Source organism: Microcystis sp. MC19, assembly GCF_003019735.1.
Lineage (GTDB): Bacteria > Cyanobacteriota > Cyanobacteriia > Cyanobacteriales > Microcystaceae > Microcystis.
On sequence record NZ_CP020664.1, the window covers coordinates 4,246,602 to 4,265,381 of the forward strand.

The 18,780-nt window shown below is 43.1% G+C and carries 21 protein-coding genes and 3 pseudogenes; 5 read left to right on the forward strand and 19 right to left on the reverse strand.

The window, feature by feature from the left end:
• Positions 1-65 precede the first annotated feature (65 nt).
• From B5D77_RS21545 to ilvD, 6 genes are all read right to left on the reverse strand, one after another.
• The gene (locus B5D77_RS21545) at positions 66-524 is read right to left on the reverse strand and encodes a hypothetical protein (RefSeq protein WP_106909622.1); all 459 of its coding nucleotides are present in this window, start codon (positions 522-524) and stop codon (positions 66-68) included.
• Between the two features lie 43 nt (positions 525-567).
• Positions 568-2,181: an ABC transporter substrate-binding protein gene (locus B5D77_RS21550; protein ID WP_106909623.1), complete on the reverse strand. Its 1,614-nt coding sequence runs from the start codon at positions 2,179-2,181 to the stop codon at positions 568-570.
• A 162-nt stretch (positions 2,182-2,343) separates the two neighbouring features.
• A complete protein-coding gene (locus B5D77_RS21555; protein WP_106909624.1) occupies positions 2,344-3,264 on the reverse strand; it encodes an FTR1 family protein in 921 nt (306 codons plus the stop codon).
• Positions 3,265-3,298: 34 nt separating this feature from the next.
• Positions 3,299-3,733: a bacterioferritin gene (locus B5D77_RS21560; protein WP_002731529.1), complete on the reverse strand. Its 435-nt coding sequence runs from the start codon at positions 3,731-3,733 to the stop codon at positions 3,299-3,301.
• A gap of 228 nt (positions 3,734-3,961) precedes the next feature.
• Positions 3,962-4,822, reverse strand: a complete 861-nt coding sequence (locus B5D77_RS21565) for a lipopolysaccharide assembly protein LapB (RefSeq protein WP_106909625.1) — start codon at positions 4,820-4,822, stop codon at positions 3,962-3,964.
• A gap of 477 nt (positions 4,823-5,299) precedes the next feature.
• Positions 5,300-6,985 carry a dihydroxy-acid dehydratase gene (ilvD, locus tag B5D77_RS21570; RefSeq protein ID WP_106909626.1) on the reverse strand — a complete coding sequence of 562 codons (1,686 nt, stop codon included), beginning with the start codon at positions 6,983-6,985 and terminating at the stop codon, positions 5,300-5,302.
• Positions 6,986-7,474: 489 nt separating this feature from the next.
• Between ilvD and B5D77_RS21585 the strand changes: the two are divergent.
• Positions 7,475-7,612, forward strand: a pseudogene (locus B5D77_RS21585) (DUF4277 domain-containing protein); the annotation flags it as partial.
• Between the two features lie 19 nt (positions 7,613-7,631).
• Here the strand turns inward: B5D77_RS21585 and B5D77_RS27475 are convergent.
• The 12 genes and pseudogenes from B5D77_RS27475 to B5D77_RS21640 all read right to left on the reverse strand — a co-directional run.
• Positions 7,632-8,300, reverse strand: coding sequence for a hypothetical protein (locus tag B5D77_RS27475; protein ID WP_254053001.1), 669 nt, complete (start codon positions 8,298-8,300; stop codon positions 7,632-7,634).
• On the reverse strand, positions 8,192-8,779 hold the full coding sequence (locus B5D77_RS26760) for a hypothetical protein (RefSeq protein WP_216824530.1): 588 nt from the start codon (positions 8,777-8,779) through the stop codon (positions 8,192-8,194). The genes B5D77_RS27475 and B5D77_RS26760 overlap by 109 nt, the downstream gene beginning before the upstream one ends.
• Positions 8,780-9,014: 235 nt before the next feature.
• Positions 9,015-9,257 (reverse strand): hypothetical protein, encoded by a 243-nt coding sequence (locus B5D77_RS21595; protein ID WP_173915175.1) that lies wholly within the window; start codon positions 9,255-9,257, stop codon positions 9,015-9,017.
• A 166-nt stretch (positions 9,258-9,423) separates the two neighbouring features.
• Complete coding sequence (locus B5D77_RS21600) at positions 9,424-9,672, reverse strand: hypothetical protein (RefSeq protein ID WP_106909629.1); 249 nt, start codon at positions 9,670-9,672, stop codon at positions 9,424-9,426.
• 49 nt (positions 9,673-9,721) lie between these two features.
• Positions 9,722-11,020, reverse strand: a complete 1,299-nt coding sequence (locus tag B5D77_RS21605; protein WP_008198571.1) for a family 10 glycosylhydrolase — start codon at positions 11,018-11,020, stop codon at positions 9,722-9,724.
• An 86-nt stretch (positions 11,021-11,106) separates the two neighbouring features.
• On the reverse strand, positions 11,107-11,892 hold the full coding sequence (locus B5D77_RS21610; RefSeq protein ID WP_106909630.1) for an SH3 domain-containing protein: 786 nt from the start codon (positions 11,890-11,892) through the stop codon (positions 11,107-11,109).
• 50 nt (positions 11,893-11,942) lie between these two features.
• Positions 11,943-12,842 (reverse strand): glycoside hydrolase domain-containing protein, encoded by a 900-nt coding sequence (locus tag B5D77_RS21615; protein ID WP_008198574.1) that lies wholly within the window; start codon positions 12,840-12,842, stop codon positions 11,943-11,945.
• Between the two features lie 41 nt (positions 12,843-12,883).
• Positions 12,884-13,756, reverse strand: coding sequence for an SH3 domain-containing protein (locus tag B5D77_RS21620; protein WP_008198575.1), 873 nt, complete (start codon positions 13,754-13,756; stop codon positions 12,884-12,886).
• 113 nt (positions 13,757-13,869) lie between these two features.
• Positions 13,870-14,652: an SH3 domain-containing protein gene (locus tag B5D77_RS21625; protein WP_008198577.1), complete on the reverse strand. Its 783-nt coding sequence runs from the start codon at positions 14,650-14,652 to the stop codon at positions 13,870-13,872.
• Between the two features lie 147 nt (positions 14,653-14,799).
• A complete protein-coding gene (locus B5D77_RS21630; protein ID WP_008198579.1) occupies positions 14,800-15,018 on the reverse strand; it encodes a hypothetical protein in 219 nt (72 codons plus the stop codon).
• 300 nt (positions 15,019-15,318) lie between these two features.
• Positions 15,319-15,477: pseudogene (locus tag B5D77_RS21635) on the reverse strand (winged helix-turn-helix domain-containing protein); the annotation flags it as partial.
• 140 nt (positions 15,478-15,617) lie between these two features.
• Positions 15,618-15,890 (reverse strand): annotated as a pseudogene (locus B5D77_RS21640) (helix-turn-helix domain-containing protein); the annotation flags it as partial.
• 204 nt (positions 15,891-16,094) lie between these two features.
• Between B5D77_RS21640 and tnpA the strand changes: the two are divergent.
• The 4 genes from tnpA (at position 16,095) to B5D77_RS21665 (ending at position 18,228) form a co-directional block, all read left to right on the forward strand.
• On the forward strand, positions 16,095-16,340 hold the full coding sequence (gene tnpA, locus B5D77_RS21650; RefSeq protein ID WP_157221723.1) for an IS200/IS605 family transposase: 246 nt from the start codon (positions 16,095-16,097) through the stop codon (positions 16,338-16,340).
• A gap of 212 nt (positions 16,341-16,552) precedes the next feature.
• Complete coding sequence (locus B5D77_RS21655; protein ID WP_081504654.1) at positions 16,553-16,828, forward strand: hypothetical protein; 276 nt, start codon at positions 16,553-16,555, stop codon at positions 16,826-16,828.
• Between the two features lie 9 nt (positions 16,829-16,837).
• Complete coding sequence (locus tag B5D77_RS21660; protein WP_008198612.1) at positions 16,838-17,359, forward strand: PIN domain-containing protein; 522 nt, start codon at positions 16,838-16,840, stop codon at positions 17,357-17,359.
• Positions 17,360-17,625: 266 nt separating this feature from the next.
• Positions 17,626-18,228, forward strand: a complete 603-nt coding sequence (locus B5D77_RS21665; RefSeq protein WP_106909631.1) for a heme-binding protein — start codon at positions 17,626-17,628, stop codon at positions 18,226-18,228.
• Between the two features lie 2 nt (positions 18,229-18,230).
• Here B5D77_RS21665 and B5D77_RS21670 read toward each other — a convergent pair whose 3' ends face one another.
• Complete coding sequence (locus B5D77_RS21670; RefSeq protein ID WP_106909632.1) at positions 18,231-18,704, reverse strand: DUF29 domain-containing protein; 474 nt, start codon at positions 18,702-18,704, stop codon at positions 18,231-18,233.
• Positions 18,705-18,780 lie beyond the last annotated feature (76 nt).

An 18,780-nucleotide genomic window follows, 5' to 3' on the forward strand; every position in this document is an offset into this window, starting at 1 on the left:
TCCAGGATCTGTAGGGTTGATTCATGAATCAACCCTACCCCACCAGAAATTGATTTTGTCCGATTTTACTGTGCGGGGGGAATAACTTCTAACGGAATACTTTCAGTTTCTCCATCTTTAGATGGATTGACATCGGGACTTTTTTCTGCATCTGGAGTTTTTTCCACCGCTTTGGTTTCTGAGGTGGGGGGATTTTCGGGGGGTACTTCTGGACTGGGGTTCTTTTCCGGGATGGGGGTGAATTCCACCGGGGTTTCGCTTTCAGGAGACGGGGAAACTTCGGGGGAAGGTTCGCTATTACGGGTAGTTTCCGGGGGAGTTTCTTCTATCCGGGGAGATTCTGGGGTAGTTGCGGGGGTAGTTGCGGGGGTATCTGGGGGGGTGTCTTCGCTGATGTTTTGTTCTTCCCGGGGACAGGCTGCCGATTCTAAACCGAGACGACATCGGACTTCCTCCCGTCCCAAAGACACGGCAATTCCCGACACCGACATTAACAAAGCTAGGATGGGTAAGATATTGTTCATAAAATTAGACTTGATTCTACTCCTCGACATCACATTATCTATTTTAGATAGGATCGAATTGATATTGAGAACCCTTTGGCCCCTCATTGCCGCGATTAGCACGCACCAGGGGAACTTGATTAAAAATCTTAAAATCCGTGGTGCTTCCCTGCAAGGTGATTCCTCGATTTAAAGTTTCGACTACAGTAGCACGGTCAGAACTTTTAGCGATCGCTTCTCCTAATACTTTCATGCTATCGTAGGCGGTAGCAGTACGCCAACTGACGCGACCGCGCCAACTTTTCAGCGCATCTTTGGCAAAAGGATCCGTTGCTTGGAAACTCCAAGGTACTGCTAGAACTAATCCGTCGATGCTATCCGCTCCTTGAATAAGTATATCGGGTGTATAAAGTTCATTTCCGCCTAATAAGAGCATTCCAGACGATTCTTGGGCAATAGCCACGGCTTGATCTATGCGATCGCCGTCTTTACTCAGGGCCAAAAATACCACCTTAGCGCCGGCTTGTCTTGCCTGATCTATGGCGGTTTTAGCGTTAAAATTGGCTTTGGTGGTGTCTATTGCCTTAACTATCTTGCCTCCCGGTTCCTTTATCGCTTTAGCAAAGGAATCCTTTAATTTTTGACTATAGGGACTATCGGAATTATAAAAAAGAACCACTGACGGAGAATTCTCTTGCTGACTAGCATAATTAGCCAAAGTTTTGGCCACTGCTTCCAGATAACTGCCTAAAACTTCCTGAGATTTATCCTTAAGGGGAATGGTTTTCAGGGTTGCATTTCCCGTTTGACTAACACTGGTAGTCAGGGGAGAGAGAATCGCTAATCCTTCTTTTTCGTAACTTTCAATCGCTTTTTGACTAAAAGGATCGATTCCGTGGCCCATAACTGCTAAAACTTGACCGGATTGAATCAGATCATCAGCGATCGCTTTTGATTGTAACCCACCGCCATCATTAGCGATGACTATTTCCAAAGGATTACCCGGATTAGAATTATTAAACTCCTCTTGATACCTGGCCACACCTCGGAGAATTTCCTTAGCGCTGTTGGGGTCGTTAGCGATGGGGACAACGACGGCTATAGTATTTTGATTACCCTTTTGTCTGGCTTTGGCGTTATTGTAATAGATTTTGCCCTCCGGATCGTTTGCTTGGGGAGTGGCTGCTAGTTGGTAAGCTGCGATCGCATTTGCCCAATCTTCCTTTTTAAAGGCCGCTGCGCCTTTTTCTTTGTTAGGAGTGGAATTAAGCAGTATTTTCTCACCTTGGCTAAATAAATCGGGATTTTTAGCCGTATTACTCACAAAAGTTGCCTTGGGTTGCTTGTCTGGGGTTTCTTCTGGTGTAACTTGGGAAGTATCGGGTTTGGGAATGAGCATTTGCAATAGACTCCAACCCCCTAAACCTGCGGTTAAAGCGGTAATTATCAAAGCGAAGGGAAGTAACCAGTTCGATTTTCGGCCGACTTTAGTTGTACCCCCCGGGGAGACCACCACCGTGGTTTTAACCGTCGTTGTGACGGGATCCATCGCTTCCCTAGGTAGGCCACAGATAGGACAATCAGGAGTAGTATTTTCGCAGGGTTCATGACCTCCCGCAATCGCTTGCGGATAAGTTTTACCATCTTTAGGGATACCGTCACATTGCCAAGTAGTCATAATCAGTTATCAGTTATCAGTTATCAGTTATCAGTTATCAGTTATCAGTTATCAGTTATCAGTGGGTAAGTTAACAGTTATCAGATGTGAGTTTTTAAGTGTGCAGTATTAAATAGAAGTTTCCTACTGTCTTTTTACTATTTACTATTTACTGATTACTGTTTACTGGTCACTGGTCACTGTTTGAGGACGTTGTCGTAAGCTTTGGAAATAGAGGCCACCGATAAGCAGTAAAAAGAGGATATAAGCAACAATTTGACTGATATAGAGGTTTTGACGATAACCAAACAGAGATTTAAGGAGGAGTCCGGGGAAAGTGCGATCGCTCAAAATTTGGGAACCGTCCCAAACTTGAAAACCGAGAAGACAGGAGGAGGGGAGAGAAGGACAGAAATTGCGATAAAAAGGGTCAATTTCACTTAAAAGACTGATTCCTGCGTCGATATGTTTCAAAACACCGATGAGTAATCCCGCAACGATTAAGAGGAGGAAAGTCCCCATAATTTGGAAAAAGAGACGGATATTAATTTTTACTCCCCCTGCAAATAGGAGAGTTCCCAACAAGGTTGCGACACTTAACCCCGCTATCGCACCGAAGGTTTGTATCTGCCAATCTTTTTGGAATTGGGCCAGGATAAAGAGGACAGTTTCAAATCCCTCCCGCAAGACAGCGATAAAAACGAGCAGAAAAATCGCTTTTCCTGCCCCATTTTTCGCTTTTAAACCCGCTTTTACCGCACTTTCTACCTCAGATTTCAAAGATTTGGCCTGTTGAGTCATCCAAATTAACATCCAACTCAACATCAAAACGGCAATCAGTCCAAAAGTGGCGGCCAGTAATTCCTTGAGCATTGGTACGAATGGACTAGGAGAGGCATCCACTTGCAAAAGGATTCCCCCTAGCAAAATACCGACTAAAACACTAGCGACCACTCCCGCACCAATACCACGATACACCCATGAGTTAAGTTGCGATCGACCCGATTTTTGTAAACAAGCGAGGACAATTCCCACCACTAAAGCGGCCTCGAAACCTTCCCGGAGAGTGATGATAAAAGTGGGTAAAGCGGAACTAAGATTCATAAGCTAGTGGATAAACTCTAGCTTTGATCCTAGCTCAAGCAAAATCCCGCAGCATCTTGCGAATTTCCAGATTGTGTAATTCTTCTTGTCCGATCATACCGCGAGCGAATTCTTCTAGGTAAATACTGGCATCTTCGACGGTTTCTAGGAGTGCTTTGTACAAATCAAGGGATTTTTTCTCATGATTGAGGCTCTCACTCAAGATTGCTTTGATATTGTGTTCATAGCTTTCCTCGATTGGGGCAATTTTTAAGCTAGGATGACCTTCTAAACCGGTGAGAATTTCCCCAACTTGTTGCGCGTGGGTGAGGGACTCCGTGGCCTGAGTCTGGAAAAATTGGACGATGGGGATGCGATGGGGACCTGTCACCATCAGGGAATAGTGGGTGTAACGGACAACTCCCGCTAGTTCAAATTCCATGATTTCGTTCAGTTGTTCGATGGTTTTGTCTCTGTCTAGTTCTCGCATAAGATTCTCAATAATTTTTCTCTAATTGCAATTGTAGCTAATCCAAACCGGCTAAATGAATCTAAAAACCTTGTTGGCTAATATCTTTAGGCTTTTTTGTCGTCAAAAAGTGCCAGCCATTTGAGCAATCCGGGGGAAGTTTTAGGCACTTTTTCCCTGAAAATGCCTAAAATCCCACACACCCCAGGACAAACCCTTTCAGCAAACCCTAGGTGCTGCAAAAAGACTTTAGCTGGGGGAATAGCAACTCAAGAGGTCATTAAAGGTTTCATTTTGCCTTAAACCATCGAAAACAAAGTTATTACGCGCTAATTCGCCACATATATCCGGTTCTATGTCTAGAGCTTCCCGTAAACAGTTGATCGCTTTTTCTTGTTGACCGAGGGCGGCATAACAGCAGGCGAGATTATACCACGCATAGCGATCATCTTGATCGATTTTTAACAATTCTTCATAACAGGCGATCGCTTCTGGTAAACGCTGTAATTCCTGTAGGATCACACCCTGTTGATACCAGGACCAGTAATCTTGCGGTCGGATATCGAGGGCGGTACGATAATTAAATAAAGCCTCTTGGGGATTGCCCCAATCCCGGAAAGCGTCGCCGCGACGATACCAGGCCCAATAATCCCGGGGTCGCGCCCCTAGGGCCAAGTCATAAAAAGTGATAGCGCGTTCGTAATTTTTCAGCAATCGATAGGCCTCCCCTTGCCGGTAGGCTGCCCAATAGTCTCCCGGACTATGACTTAGGGCCCGTTGAAAACAAGCGATCGCTTTTTGGTAGTCCTTTAATTCCTGTAGATAAACACAACCTTGGTCGTACCAAGCCCAATAGTTATCATCCTTCACCTGTGCAGCGTTAGCGTAACTTTCAGCCGCTTCTTCATACATTCCCAAGTCTTCTAGTATCATACCCCTTTTGTACCATGCCCAATAATCATCTGGATAATATTCTAAGGCTTTTTCGTAGCTGATTAAGGCTCCAAAATAGTCCATTCTTTCTTTTAAAATATTGCCTTGGTCATACCAGTCCCGATAGGTATCTGGACGGCATTCGAGCGCTCGATAGACAGTGAGTAGATAGGTCATAGTTATTAATCTTTAACGGAGGCAGGAGTCAGGAGTCAGGAGGCAGGAGAATTAAGAATGAGCATTAATTAGGGCTGGCTGAATAAATGTGAAATGTAGGCAAGGTAAGGGTTTTGTGGCTTTACGAGCGAAACAGGTGCCAGATTTTGAGAGAATCATGCTTCAAAACCTTGTGTCTTCATCGGCCCGCGTCCTGTAGGGGCGAAGCATTCGGGCAATAACCTATCGGTGAAACCGTAGATTTTCTATCCGAATGCTTCGCCCCTACTTTTTGCCGCAAACCCTAATTAGAGCCGTCAGTCTTATCAGTTATCAGTTATCAGTTATCAGTGGGAGTGTTGGGTGAGCAGTGGGTGCTTTTTCCCTGAAAATTAGGTAGTTGACCACCTGAAAATCGATAAAACCCCACACCCTACACCCCACACCCCACACCCTGCCCCCAGGAAAAGCTTTTTGCCGCAAACCCTAGTTATACTTTTAGAACAGATTCAGATCTGTTAAAGCGCCGAGACTGCTAGAGGAGACTAACTTGGCGAATTTGCCGAGAATTCCCGTTTTATAGCGTGGGGGGCGCGGTTGCCAATGGTTACGACGACGGGTTAATTCTTCCTCCGATACATTTAAACTCAAGAGACGCTGACGAGCATCAATAGTGATTTGATCCCCCTCCTCGACTAGGGCAATTGTACCACCCACCGCCGCTTCTGGAGCGACGTGACCGACCACCATGCCATAGGTTCCCCCGGAAAAACGACCATCGGTAATTAATCCCACGGAATCCCCTAAACCGGCGCCGATAATTGCCGAAGTGGGGGCTAACATTTCCCGCATACCCGGTCCGCCTACTGGTCCCTCGTAACGGACAACCACCACATCCCCGGCTTTAATTTTTCCGGCTAAAATTGCCTCTAAACAGGTTTCTTCCGACTCAAACACCCGCGCGGGTCCGGTGATGACCGGAGTTTTCACGCCGCTGATTTTGGCCACAGACCCCTCCGTGGCCAGATTTCCTTTTAAAATGGCTAAATGACCCTCTTTATAGACAGGATTGCTAAAAGGACGGATAACATCTTGGCCTGAGGGCGGTTGGTCGGGAATATCGGCTAAAATCTCGGCGATAGTCTGACCGCTAATGGTGAGGGCATCCCCGTGCAGTAAACCATTAACCAGGAGAATTTTCATCACTTGGGGAATACCGCCGGCTTTATGCAGATCTACGGTAACGTAACGCCCGGAGGGTTTAAGATCGCAGATAACTGGTACACGCTGGCGGATGGTTTCAAAATCATCGATCGATAATTCTACCCCGATGGTGCGGGAAATGGCTAAAAGGTGCAGGACAGCGTTAGTGGAACCTCCCACCGCCATAATTACCGAAATGGCGTTTTCAAAGGCTTTACGGGTCAAAATTTGGCTAGGGAGAATCTGTTTTCTAACCGCCTCGACCAAAACCTTGGCCGATTCTTCGGTACTATCGGCTTTTTCCGCATCTTCGGCGGCCATGGTCGAGGAATAGGGTAAACTCATCCCCATGGCTTCAAAAATGGAAGACATGGTATTAGCAGTAAACATTCCACCACAGGAACCGGCCCCGGGGCAAGCGTTGCGTTCAATTCCGATGAGGTCTTCTTCACTGATTTTACCGGCGCTGTACTGTCCCACGGCTTCAAAGGAACTGACTACGGTTAAATCGCAATCTTTGTAGCGCCCCGGTTTAATCGTGCCACCATAGACGAAAATAGCGGGAATATTCATCCGGGCCATGGCAATCATTGCCCCCGGCATATTTTTGTCACAACCCCCAATAGCGAGGACTCCATCGAGACTTTGACCATTACAGACGGTTTCAATGGAATCGGCGATTACCTCCCTAGAAACGAGAGAATATTTCATCCCTTCTGTTCCCATGGAAATACCGTCACTAATGGTGATAGTCCCGAAAAGTTGCGGCATTCCCCCCGCTAATCTGGTGGCTGCTTCGGCACGCATTGCTAAATCATTAATTCCCATGTTACAGGGGGTAATGGTGCTAAATCCGTTAGCGATGCCGATGATTGGTTTGCTAAAGTCCTCATCCCCAAAACCTACCGCTCTTAACATGGCCCGATTCGGACTGCGTTGGGTACCTTGGGTAACAATGCGACTTCTGTAGTTATCTGCCATAACTTTATCTTTCTCCAATGGCGGCTTATGTGTGCGATCGCTGCTCAAGTTCTCCAATCGCACCTTTATTTCTATTTTCTGACTTTTGGCCGCTCTGAGCAGGTTTTAGGACAGCCCATCTCTAAAGAAAATATAAAACTGCGGGATGATTCAGGGGACAGCTATCGGAAATCAGGATTATCGCAACCCTAAATTCGTGTCAGCCACCGATCTAACCAGACGCGAGGATATCGCCCCCCTCGACAACCCGGACGTATTAGCCCAACTGCTTGCGGCCAAGCGCTCGCCCCGGACGCGACACGCTTATGCGGGGGATTTAAACCCACATTCCGCACCCTCAACTGTCACATAAGCTGTCCCCCTCCAGAGACTTGAGTAAAAATACTTAGCTGGTGAAGGTTTTCTCGGTGGCCGCTAGGGGGGTCTTGAGACCCATAATTATGAAAAAATAGGAATTGTTGAAAAACTTAGGCAGTGGGCTGTTCGACCATGAATCAATCAACAGAAATTGAAGTCAAAAATCTAGACCATCTGGGATTAGTAGCCGGAATTATCGATGAAATAGGAATCGTTGAAATTATCAACGAACAAGTCTCAATTGAGCGAGGAGAAATTGTCACAGCGGGCTGAGAGGGGGACAAGCGAGCTAGAAGGTAGATAGGGCAAGCGATATCGCTCTTTGTCCTTTGATGTAATCCTTCAACCGATAGCGGCTAATTTGCATTAGCTCTTCTATATTTTTTGGGAACATTTGATGTAGCTGGAGCCAATGATAGAGATGTTGACCCACATAAAAACTGCTGTGTCTGCGTTGACCTTTATATCTTTTTTCAGGTCTTGTAACATATTTTTGGATTCCCATATCCTTAATTTTTTTACCTTGCATTGTGGCACTTGTATAGGCGATAGCTATAACAATTATCAGCTTTGATAAGTATTGCGGTGCTAATTGAGAACCTTCTAAGCTATAGCCTCCCGACTTAAAATCTCGGAACATCTCCTCAATATCAAATCTTTTTTGATAGGCAATTATTGCCGTCTCTAAATCCCCAAAATTTGTCAGAATATACCAAGGTTCTTTTGTTTTAAAACCCCCATAGGTTTTTTTCCACTTACCAGCTAAGTTAAACTGTCCAAATCCCTGCTCTTTTGTGATATTGACATCATTCAAAAATAGTTGAGTTCCTGGACTTAAACCTAACTCTCTCATTTCTTGATAAATTCCTTCTTTTGTCTTGACATTTGTACTTTTTTTTGTCTTAAACAAAAGTATAAACTCTGCTTCTGAAGCCACTTTCCAAGACTGACCGAGCAAAATTCTCTATCTCCTAACACCACGATTTTATGACCTGATAGCACCGTCAATATTTTCCCCAATACTCGCTGCTGTTCTTCGAGATTACTACTTCCTTTTTTATCCAATATCTCCCAATAGATTGCCATGGCTCTCTTGTCATAAATTAGACTCACCATCAAGATATTAATTGCTCCCCAACTCGTTCGGTCTATGGCAATATATACTAATCCTTTTGTTGTGAATCTCTCCTGCTGTTTTAACATCTCTTTTAGGCAGGGAAACCAGATTTTTTCAATATTCAGAATTTCCAGCTTTAAAAATATTTTTAGTTTTTTTATCCGACTCTCAAACAGGATCGGTATTGGCAGTGCTTCTGCTAATATCTCTAACTTAGCTTGCTTTAGTATTTGCAAGGTTCCAACTATCATTAACAACAGTAGATATCTGGCTCGTCCCAGTTCATTTTCTAACACTTTCTGGTATAATTCACTTATCATTTTTGTTCTCTAGGTCATATTTACTATATATGACCTATCTTTTTGGCTCTCCCAGCTTTGGTGGGTAAAATGTATTCTAAGATACATTTCTCAAGAGCGAGGGGGTGGAACGAACCACAAAGACACAAAGGACACAAAGATCGATCGATCCTATGTCAATTAAACTTATCACACAGAACCTAGAAGAGCCTCTTTTTTTGGAGTCTGTGTCTGTATTTTATGCTACATAAGCTTTTCAGCTTGCTTGTCCCCCTGTCAGAGGATTTTCTTGCGAGCGAGCAATAAAGCCAAACACTTCATCCGTCGTGATAATATCTTTAAGACTTTTCCAGAATTGCTGTATATTTATATTGTTCAAATTACCTGGTTTTAACAGTTCAAGCCACCACCATTGAGGAAAAAAAGAAGCTTTTACAGCGATTATACTTTTTAGAGCTTTTCCAAAACCGATTAAGTTTTTCAAAATCAGTATTTTCACTGTTTTTCTTTTGACATTCGGTTCTTCGGTTTGTGTTATGTAATGGACGGGGGTTATAAGAGATGGAACCCTTATAGAGAAAGACATTGGACGATTTTTGTCAATTGTTTTTGATCTAGAGCGAGCTAATCAGTTAAATCTTTTGCCAGATAAGGACTTAGTCGATTTATGCCCCCCTATCGAACCATAACAAGTAACGAAGAGCCTGACATTCTAAACTATCCATTTCCAGATCAGCAAATTCTTCCGAGCCTGTGATAACAGTTGGAAGTTGACTTTCTTGTTGTAATGCTTTATTGGTATCCCAGACTTCATATTCGTTATAAGCAGCGGAGATTAGATTTGCTAATTCCATAGCCACCTTGCGATTAAAACCAGTACCTTCTGGGATTTGAATTTTTTTGACAGAGACCATACAAATAACTCCTTAAGACAATTGTAAGTGAACAAAATTGAAACCAAGCTCATACATAAATACCCGGAGCTTGTAGAGCGATCGCCATTGCATTGCTGTTGTTCGTCAAACCTTCATAAAAGAAAAAGATTTGACCCCCCAAACCTTGGCTACGGTTGTATTTAATAGATTGTACGACATCATTAGTCGTTAAGGTTGTTCGGCTGGCAGTAAAAGCAATTCCAGGTGCGATTTTTTTAAGTTGACTAGCCGTAAGCCGTGTTTTCAGGCTATCTACTTCTGTTTTATAGTTAGCAAAGCTGGTTCGATACAGTTGAGGATGCAAAAAATCTACGATCTCTTGCTTAACCCATACCTCTGAATCCTGCATCAAATTATTTAGCCCAAAAGGAAATGGTGAAGGCGACATTGAAACGATGCAAGTAGATTTTGTACTCTTAATTTTCTCAAATATACTTGCTAAGTATTTAGTCAATATATCGGCTCGGAATTTAATCCAAATGGGGTCTTTGCCATCACTGGGAGGATTAACCCCATGTTTGGCTTTATACTTATCTTTAGTCGCTTGATCATAGCCGCCATTAAAAGGAATAGCAGGAAAGCGATCGCATCCCTGAATTCCATCCACATCGTAGGTATTAACGACTTCTAAAATTAAATCCAGCATAAATTGTTGAACCTCTGGATTTAAGGCATTCATCCAAGTTAATCCGCCATGTTGAACTTTATTGCCTGAACTATCTAAAGCTGACCAGTTAGGCTTAGTCTCCAAAATATGACCGCCATCAGCATCGGGTGAAGCCGCGAATCCATATTCAAACCAAGGAAAAACCATCATTCCCCGACTTTTGCCCTGTTTAACAATCTCCCTTAAAGGATCAAAACCTACATAACCAGGGTCTTGATTAGGGAAACCATTCTTCGTCATTACAGTACTTGGAAAAGCGGTAAATCCTCGATTCCAAACCGCAGGACAAACAGTATTAAAGCCATTACGTTGCAAAAAATTGAGAGCGTTACTAATGGTTGCCGGAGAAGTTAAAACAGAACTGTGAGTACGGTCAACAATCCAAACTCCTCGTACTTCTGTTGTGATTGATGGTGGTGGTGGCGGCGGTGTAACAGGAGCGACCCAAGCGGCGGCGATAAATCCAGTGTCAGTTCCAACTGTAACCTGATGCCAATCATTACGAGTCCCCCCCCCAAAAGTATAATTACTACCGGCAACGGTTTTGATAATCTCAACCAAAGTTCCTGTCGGTAGTGACTTAATAATGTTACTATCCGTGCTGGAATTGGGTTGACTTCTTAAGTTGAGAGAACTTGCCGTAATTTTGCCTTGAGCCATGATTGTAACCTTAAAAGAAATTAGACAATATAGAGAGAGCGAATTTTATCCTCCTTATTCAAAACAAGAGGGATATTTGAAAAAGATTAACCCTTAAAAGTAAAAAACTTAGTGGAGCTTAAAGCACTACCGAAGCCATCACTTAAGGCTAAATTATTGCTACTAACACGACCTGCTTGAGCAATTCTGACACTAGCAGAGCTATCAGGGCGAACAATAGCAATATGACCTTGACGACTACCGCGCACTCCAGGAAAAGAAGCAACCACAACTTTATCACCCTGGGCAATGCTGATAGCCGCACTTTGGGCGGAGGCTTTATCGGCGGTATCAGAGCTAACTAATTTCCATTTTCCCAATGAACTTGCATTTTGATTTTGAAAAAAAATAAACAGAGCTTCCGCCGAAAAGGGTTTAAAAGGAGTGTTATTACCATAAACGGGATGGGGTTCTACATAGGAGCCAGCACTAGAATCTAAACGAGGAAGATCAATCCCTAATTGATCCAAAACATCGGCGGCAAACCAATTACAAAAAGTTTCAGCCCTGCCATCTCCAGTAATATCTTTTGCTCGGTAATAGATGTGACCAGCATTAACTTTGAAAATTGCGTCAAGAACATTGCTAGTCCCGTCTGGATTCCCCGTATCAATAATAAATGCTGCGGCTAAAAAACCTTCTTGTCCAGCAACTTTTACTTTGTGCCATTGATTTGAGGTTCCCCCCGCCGGTAAACTGTAACTTACGCCGGTTATGGTATCTAAAATTTCGGCGAGAGTTCCCGTAGGAAAAGCAGATAAAATAGTGCTTGAAGTATTGGGAGATGTGCGTAAATTAAGGGTACTTGCGGTAATTTGTCCAGTACGAGCCATTGGTTTACTCCTGAATTGAATCAATGAAAAATTGAGGGATTGAAAAAAAACTAGCGGCTTAGCCAAATCACTTGACCACCGAGGCTGTCTGTTTGGGTCTCGTCGTAATCAATGTGAATACCATGCCTTAGTTCACCCATCGGAGGATTAGGGATGGTTTGAATTAGCTGATAACCCCGCCCTGGAATACTTGGAACTGTACTTCCTGATTTCCAGTAATGTTGAAACTTTAAATTAGCTAGTTGAGTTCCTGTGAGAATTGCATTTGCACCAACATAAATACCAGGAACATAACCTTTGGCCGCAACTTCATTAAACCAATTATTGCAATAGGCAATAACATTACTTGCAGAAGTCCCTGACTTCACGCCCTCTAAATCTAACCAAACATTAATTCCTGCCGGAAAACCGACGGAAACTGCATTATTAGCAGCATTTTGACCTGTCGTCGTTCCTAAAGAACCTGTCGGAATCCAACCTGATGTGCGGACTCGCTGAACGGGACTAAGAGCTAATCCTGATGCTAAAATGTCTTCCGCTTCTTGACGGCTTAAATCAACATTTGTTTGTTGTGTTCCTAAAGAAAGATAGCGCAAACAATAACGAAAATTTTTAGGGTCATTGGCAAATTTACTAATTAATGTCGGATTTAACTTGCTTGCACAATCAAAACCAATTAATCCGGGGGGAGCCAATTCAATATTGCCTTGTAAGGTTCCGGGGGGAGCCAAAGGTTGAATAAAGGCTGCGGCTACAAAACCTGTTTGGCCATCGACACGAACATTATGCCATTGATTGGAAGTTCCACTACTTCCGGGGTAATTGCCTCCTGTAACGGTGCTAAGAATATCAACAACCTTTCCTGTCGGTAAACTTGCTAAAGTGCTACTTGCTGTGTTAGGAGCCGTGCGTAAATTTAAAGTGCTGGCTGTAACTTTTCCCTGTGCCATAGGACTAATTTCCTTAAAAATCAACAAAGTTAAAAAAGTAACTAAACTGGAGCCAAATAACTAGCAAAAGCAAAGCCATCAATAACTCCATCGCCTTGCAAATCTACTTCAACCCATTCGCCCTGTCTTTTGCCAACAAAAACGAGACGACCAAGGGGAAGTAACTCAATGGTATCAAAATTAGTGCCAGGCCCAGAGCGGAGTCTTAAACCCGATCGAGCATTAACTCGGTATTGTTGAGTATTGGTGGAGCTACCTTTGGCTAATTGCAAATACTCCCAGATATACTCACCGTAATACTTGCCACTGCTATCTTTATGGCCTTGTTTAAAGCCTCGGCTAAAATCAACACTTCCCCTGTTATAAGCAATAGCTACATAGACCATTTCTTTATCAGTCAAGCTGGTTTTATCCTTGCCATAAGTGCTGATTAATTTTGAGTTTAATTCCTCAACACATCGGGCTAAACATTGATCAAATTCGTACCACTGTTTTTCTAAAAAATAATCTGGATTGGTTAAGAAAAATTGTAGGTCATATTGAAAGATGCCGAAGCCTCGACAAAATCTATCTGGGTTTCTGGCGGCAACTTTGAAGTCATGATTGTACAAGGCAATATCTTCAAGTGCTTGACGAGCAACTTGAAACATCTCTTTGCCTTTCGGTTTTGCTTCCAGTGCCGCTCTATCAACTGGAAAGGCGGTTCTATCAGGCGCACCGATTGTGTCTCCAACACAAAGCTCTAGGGTTCTTGCTACACTTTCTCTTTTGTAAATATTACGCCAGAGATAGCCAGTTTCTTGTAAGGCGATCGCCACTAATAGTTCAAGGCGGAAAGGTGTATTATCAATAGCGGCGATGATATCTGATTGAAATTGGTCTTTAAACCAAACAATGTCGTCTTGAATACTCATAGCAAAAATGGACTAAAGGCTGGTAAAATTTACAGTTATAGTTGACAAGAATTTGTATTACCTAAAATGGCAATAGTGGCGAAAACTAGCTTTCACTACTTAGATAACATTACTTACTCCTCTGTGAAACCTTGTGGATTATCCGCAGCACAACCTTCTTCCTCTTCTTCAATGTTTGCCTGATCTGAAAAAGCCATCACTCGCAGTGATCCCTCTTGCACTGGTTTTAAAAATGTTCTGAATACATAGCCATCGATAACGCCATCGCCCTCAAGATCAACTTGAGCCCATTCTTGATCTGCTCCATCAAATCCTTGTATCGTAAGGATAGTCCCTAAGGAAAGTGTTCTAATAATTTTAAAGCTTTGGCTAGGGCCAGATCTGAGATTTAGCCCACTACGTGCGTTAACTGAAAACAGAGATGAACCATTTTGAGGGTTTGGGAAGGAAAGTGGGTTATTCCAACCTTTTGTAGCAGCATTTTCTAGCCAACTGGGAGCCGCTCCTCTGCCAGCATTTCCTCCCCAAGTAGCACGGCTCCCAAAGCCAACATGAATTCTTGTTGGCCCCATATAACCAACATCTCCACCGATTCCAGTAGCACCAAAACTTGCCGCAGCTTCAACAAATGCCTCAAATAAAGGCAAATCATTTGAATCAGTAAATTTAAGAACACGACCATCTTTTATCAGGTCTAAGTCAGCAGCATTGCCTAAGTCATGTCGAGTACTCCCTACCCGCTTACTACAAGTACCGATTGCACATTGACCACCTGACTCAACTCTAACCTCGTCAATTCCAGCCACAGAGGCAGCAAATGATAATATTTGCTTGAGGCGTGAAGCAATTGGCAAATCTCTTGTTTTGCCTGCGGTATTTTCAACTACACGAACCATAACAATAACTATGTCCTTTAATGAGAATTAGACGATTAACAAACTGTTTATCAATGGAAGAAGTCTTGAGACAAACCTTAACCTTAACCTTAACCTTAAGACAAGGATTGATTGTAAATAGAGGGAGTCTTCTAAGAAACTAGAATTTTAGGCAGAGTCAGACTGGGTTTCCAAGATAATCCTAGCACCTAATTTCTGGGCTTTGCGTTGCAAATTGTGAAGAAGTCGCTGACGATACCGTTCATCCTCCTGTTCTGGTGGAATAGCAGAGAAAGGCACTTGATGCCTCAGCATATGGTAAACAATACGTGCCAGTTTATGGGCTGTGGCGACTACTGCTTTAGGGGTTCCCAGCTTGGTTTTCATCCGTCGATAAAAACTCCCTAATGCTGTCTGACTGCGTCCTAAACTGGCGGCGGCTTGTCGAAATGCCCTGACAGGGGGACAAGCGATCTAGAAAACTTGCTAACAAAGGCTTCTGGCTTCTCTCATTAGAAATAGATCTAGCGATTCTAGGCAAAAAGCTAACGAAAGAACTAGGGATAGGAGCGAGCTTACTAGGAATTATTATTAATAAGTGAGAGATGGTGCGGCAAACTTTTTCGAGTTAAAACCATGAAAAGCTTACGATATATGGATTTCAGCCTTCTTGTCCCCCTGTCAGCAGATATACACATACTTTTTTCTTCTCAATATTCTTCTCACTTGCGAGCCACTCAGTTTAATTCCTGTTTCCTTTTCTAGATGCTCTGCTAATCTTGCCGCTGTCCATCTCCCGAATTCATATCCCAATTCCTTCGGGTCTTCATCAACTATTTTCAATAGACCTCTTGCATAAATCCGAAAACAAACGATAGAAACAATAATGGGAGGGACTTTCAGTTAATTATTTATTAGTAGTTGATAATCTTCAAAAATGTTGCTGTACAAGGATCGACTTAAGACTTTTGCAAGAGGTCTAATAGTAAATTAATATATTCCTCTGGGGCTTTTTTATGATTTCCATTTTTTCTACCATCTTCTAGACTTTCTAGATTGTTAGGATCGCCATGAACACACCAATGGGCGACTTTTTTGAGTGAACAGCCAATAAACTCAGCTATTTCTCGTTGAGTTTTTCCGTCGTTTAGCAAGAGAAACATTAAAATTCTTTCCCTAACCTCTGCCCTTTCTTCTTCTTTAAGAGCTTTTTGTAAGTTTTTCTTTTCTTCTAAATCTAGGAAATCTTTGGCTGGCATAAGTAGGAATTTTCTCAAGTTACTATTTCTATTTTAGGTGGTTTAAGTGCGTTTTAGCTTAATACTCGGCGGTATCGCAACCGATCGCAAAACAGTTAATTTTGGATATTTCCCAAAATTGTTTAAGTTCCCTTCGGTTATATTCCTCTCTAGAACCCAACCTATAATTCTCCTAAAATTACACTATTTAAACCGATTAAAGGTGTGTTCCTAGAGTTAGACCATGTTCACATTCTTTTAACTTACCCGCCTCATAAACTGTTAAGTGGATTAATAGCCAACTTAAAGTCAACCTCTTGCAAACTTATGTGGGACAACTACCCTGACCATTTGAAAAAGATATATGGTCAAGACAAGCGAGTATTATGGACGGGGGCGTATTTTGTGGCTAGTTGTGGTGGTGTCACAATAGACCAAATTAAAAAATATGCCGAATCAGGATTCCCCTGAATATTAGTTGTGCTTCGTGCTACTGAGCCTTTACATTGAGCCTTTACATTGAGCTTGTCGAAATGTGTCGAAGTGCTGTTTTATATTGGTCGGTTTTTCATCTCCGAGGTGAAACCGAGGGTTCCTTCAAGTCGACATTTTGAGGTAAAATGTTCGTGGATGTCGAATTATTTTAGGGGTTTTAAGAGCTACAGGAGAAATATAGCGGTATAATGAAGATAAAAGAATTCAAGATAATTGCCATGGAATTAGTGACGCTTGATCGAAGTAGATGTATTCAAATTCCTGAAACTTTGCTGGAACAACTAGGCATTGAATATGATAGTCAATTTCAGGTAGAAGTTCAAGATGGTAAGCTAGTCTTAAATCCAATTAAGGAAGAGCCAAAGGTTTATTACGAGAATGATGTTTTGGTTGTTGGCAGCCAATTGCTAGTTAATCCTGAAGCTTTTATCGAGGAGCTTAGACAAGAAAGAATGAATGAATGATCTAATGTTGTGATTAAAGTTTTATTCGATACGTCGGTTTTGGTTGCATCTATTTTAGTCAACCATGAACAGCACTCAGCTTGTATTTCTTGGTTAATCAGAGTTAAACGAGGCGAAATTCAGGGTTATATTGGAACTCATACTCTTGCAGAACTCTACGCAATTTTATCGGCTTTTCCCGCAAAACCTCGTCTATCTCCTCAATTGGTACAACAATTAATTAAAGAAAATTTAGATTCCTTTGAGATTATTTCCTTAACAAGCGATGATTATAAAGCTGTAATTAATCTTATGGTAACTTTAAATTTAAGAGGAGGAGCGATTTATGATGCTTTAATTGCTTATGGTTCATTAAAAGCGGAAGTCGATCATTTATTAACTTTGAATCTCAAGCATTTTATCCGTTTTGGCGGGAGAATAGAGAAAATTTGGCTCTTCTGGTTTCTGTGTGGAAACGAGGTCTATACTGATGGTTTCTTCGTCAAAATAGCCCTAAAAGTCTTGCCCTATAAGCATTTCACAATTCCATAAGCAAAAATTATCACACAAAGTCGAGAAGAGCCAAAATTTGGAACCGCGATAACCTAACTAGCATATTATAGCGGTAAGCTCTTGAGTGAGATACAGACCAAGCTTTGCCTAGCATGGTTTATAGCTCGTGATACTGTACCTCATACGACTGCACACCGCTATAAACATCGCCTTCAAAGTCTCTCTACTCGCGCTTAGAAATCAGTTGAGCGGTCAACGGAAGTCAACTCGTCCCACAATAGAGAGGTCATCGCGCCCGATTCCCCATGAAACTACCTTACCTATTGATACCGCTCGGCTTCATCGCCCTAACCGCTCTAGTGATCGGGGTCTATCAAGCTTCTAGCACTCCCCTACCCGCAGGATTTCCGACCCCGACCCCGAACGGACGGATCGAGGTGAAGAACTATCCCGCCTATCGCGCCGCTACTTACCGCTATCGGGGTCAACTTTCCGAGGCGGCGAACCGGTCGTTTTATCCCCTGTACCAACACATCAGTTCCAACGAGATCTCGATGACCGCACCCGTTGAAACCCGTTACCCCGCAGACACGGGAGCGACATCGGGAGAGGCCGAAGTTTCCTTTCTCTACCGCGACACCGACACTTACCCGAAAGAGGTGGCCGATAATATTCGGATTGAGGATGTACCACCCATGACGGTGGTGAGCTTGGGATTACAGGGAGGTTACGATTTTGACAGTTACCAACAGGGATTGACCCGACTGAACGAATGGCTGGCAGAACATCCGAGCTACCGGGCGATCGGTTCCCCCCGTCGCTTTTTCTATGATGGTCCCTACGTTCCCGATCCCCTGAAACGGAGTGAAATTCAAATACCCGTCGAGGCGGTATCGTCGAATCGTTGAACTTAGGGCCAATCCTGACTGGTATCGCAGAGGAAATGGTCGGTTATGATGTCCTCGAAGGTGAAAAGACAGTGAGAGGGAAAAGTCCGTATCGGTAAGTCCGTGTCTCGCAAAGCCAAATCGACTCCGGCCTCGAAAGCATCGGATAAAGCCGTCGGTATCCGGGATTTTAAACTAGGATTGCCCTGTAGATGCCGTCTGATCGCTCGTCTCTGTTCTCTAATCGTCAAAAACCAACTACGAGAACGTTTATCTGGCTGATATTCCCATTTGAGAAGATGTCCTACCAAAACGGTTAGACGGCTCACCAGTTCTCGATATTCTTGTTTACCCAAGGAAATTACTTCCTCCCGCAAGTTTTGCCAGTCCAGAGCTTCTACCTGTCGGGTGGCCAGAGCTTTCGCTTGTAGCTCTGTCCACCCGTAGAAGTCGGATTCATACAGGGCATTCGCTTGATCTGACTTATTGGAACTCATATCTGACCATATTTGTACTGGAACTGGATAATACGTTGATTAACATTTTGATTTTGACAAAATGGCTATTCGGCGG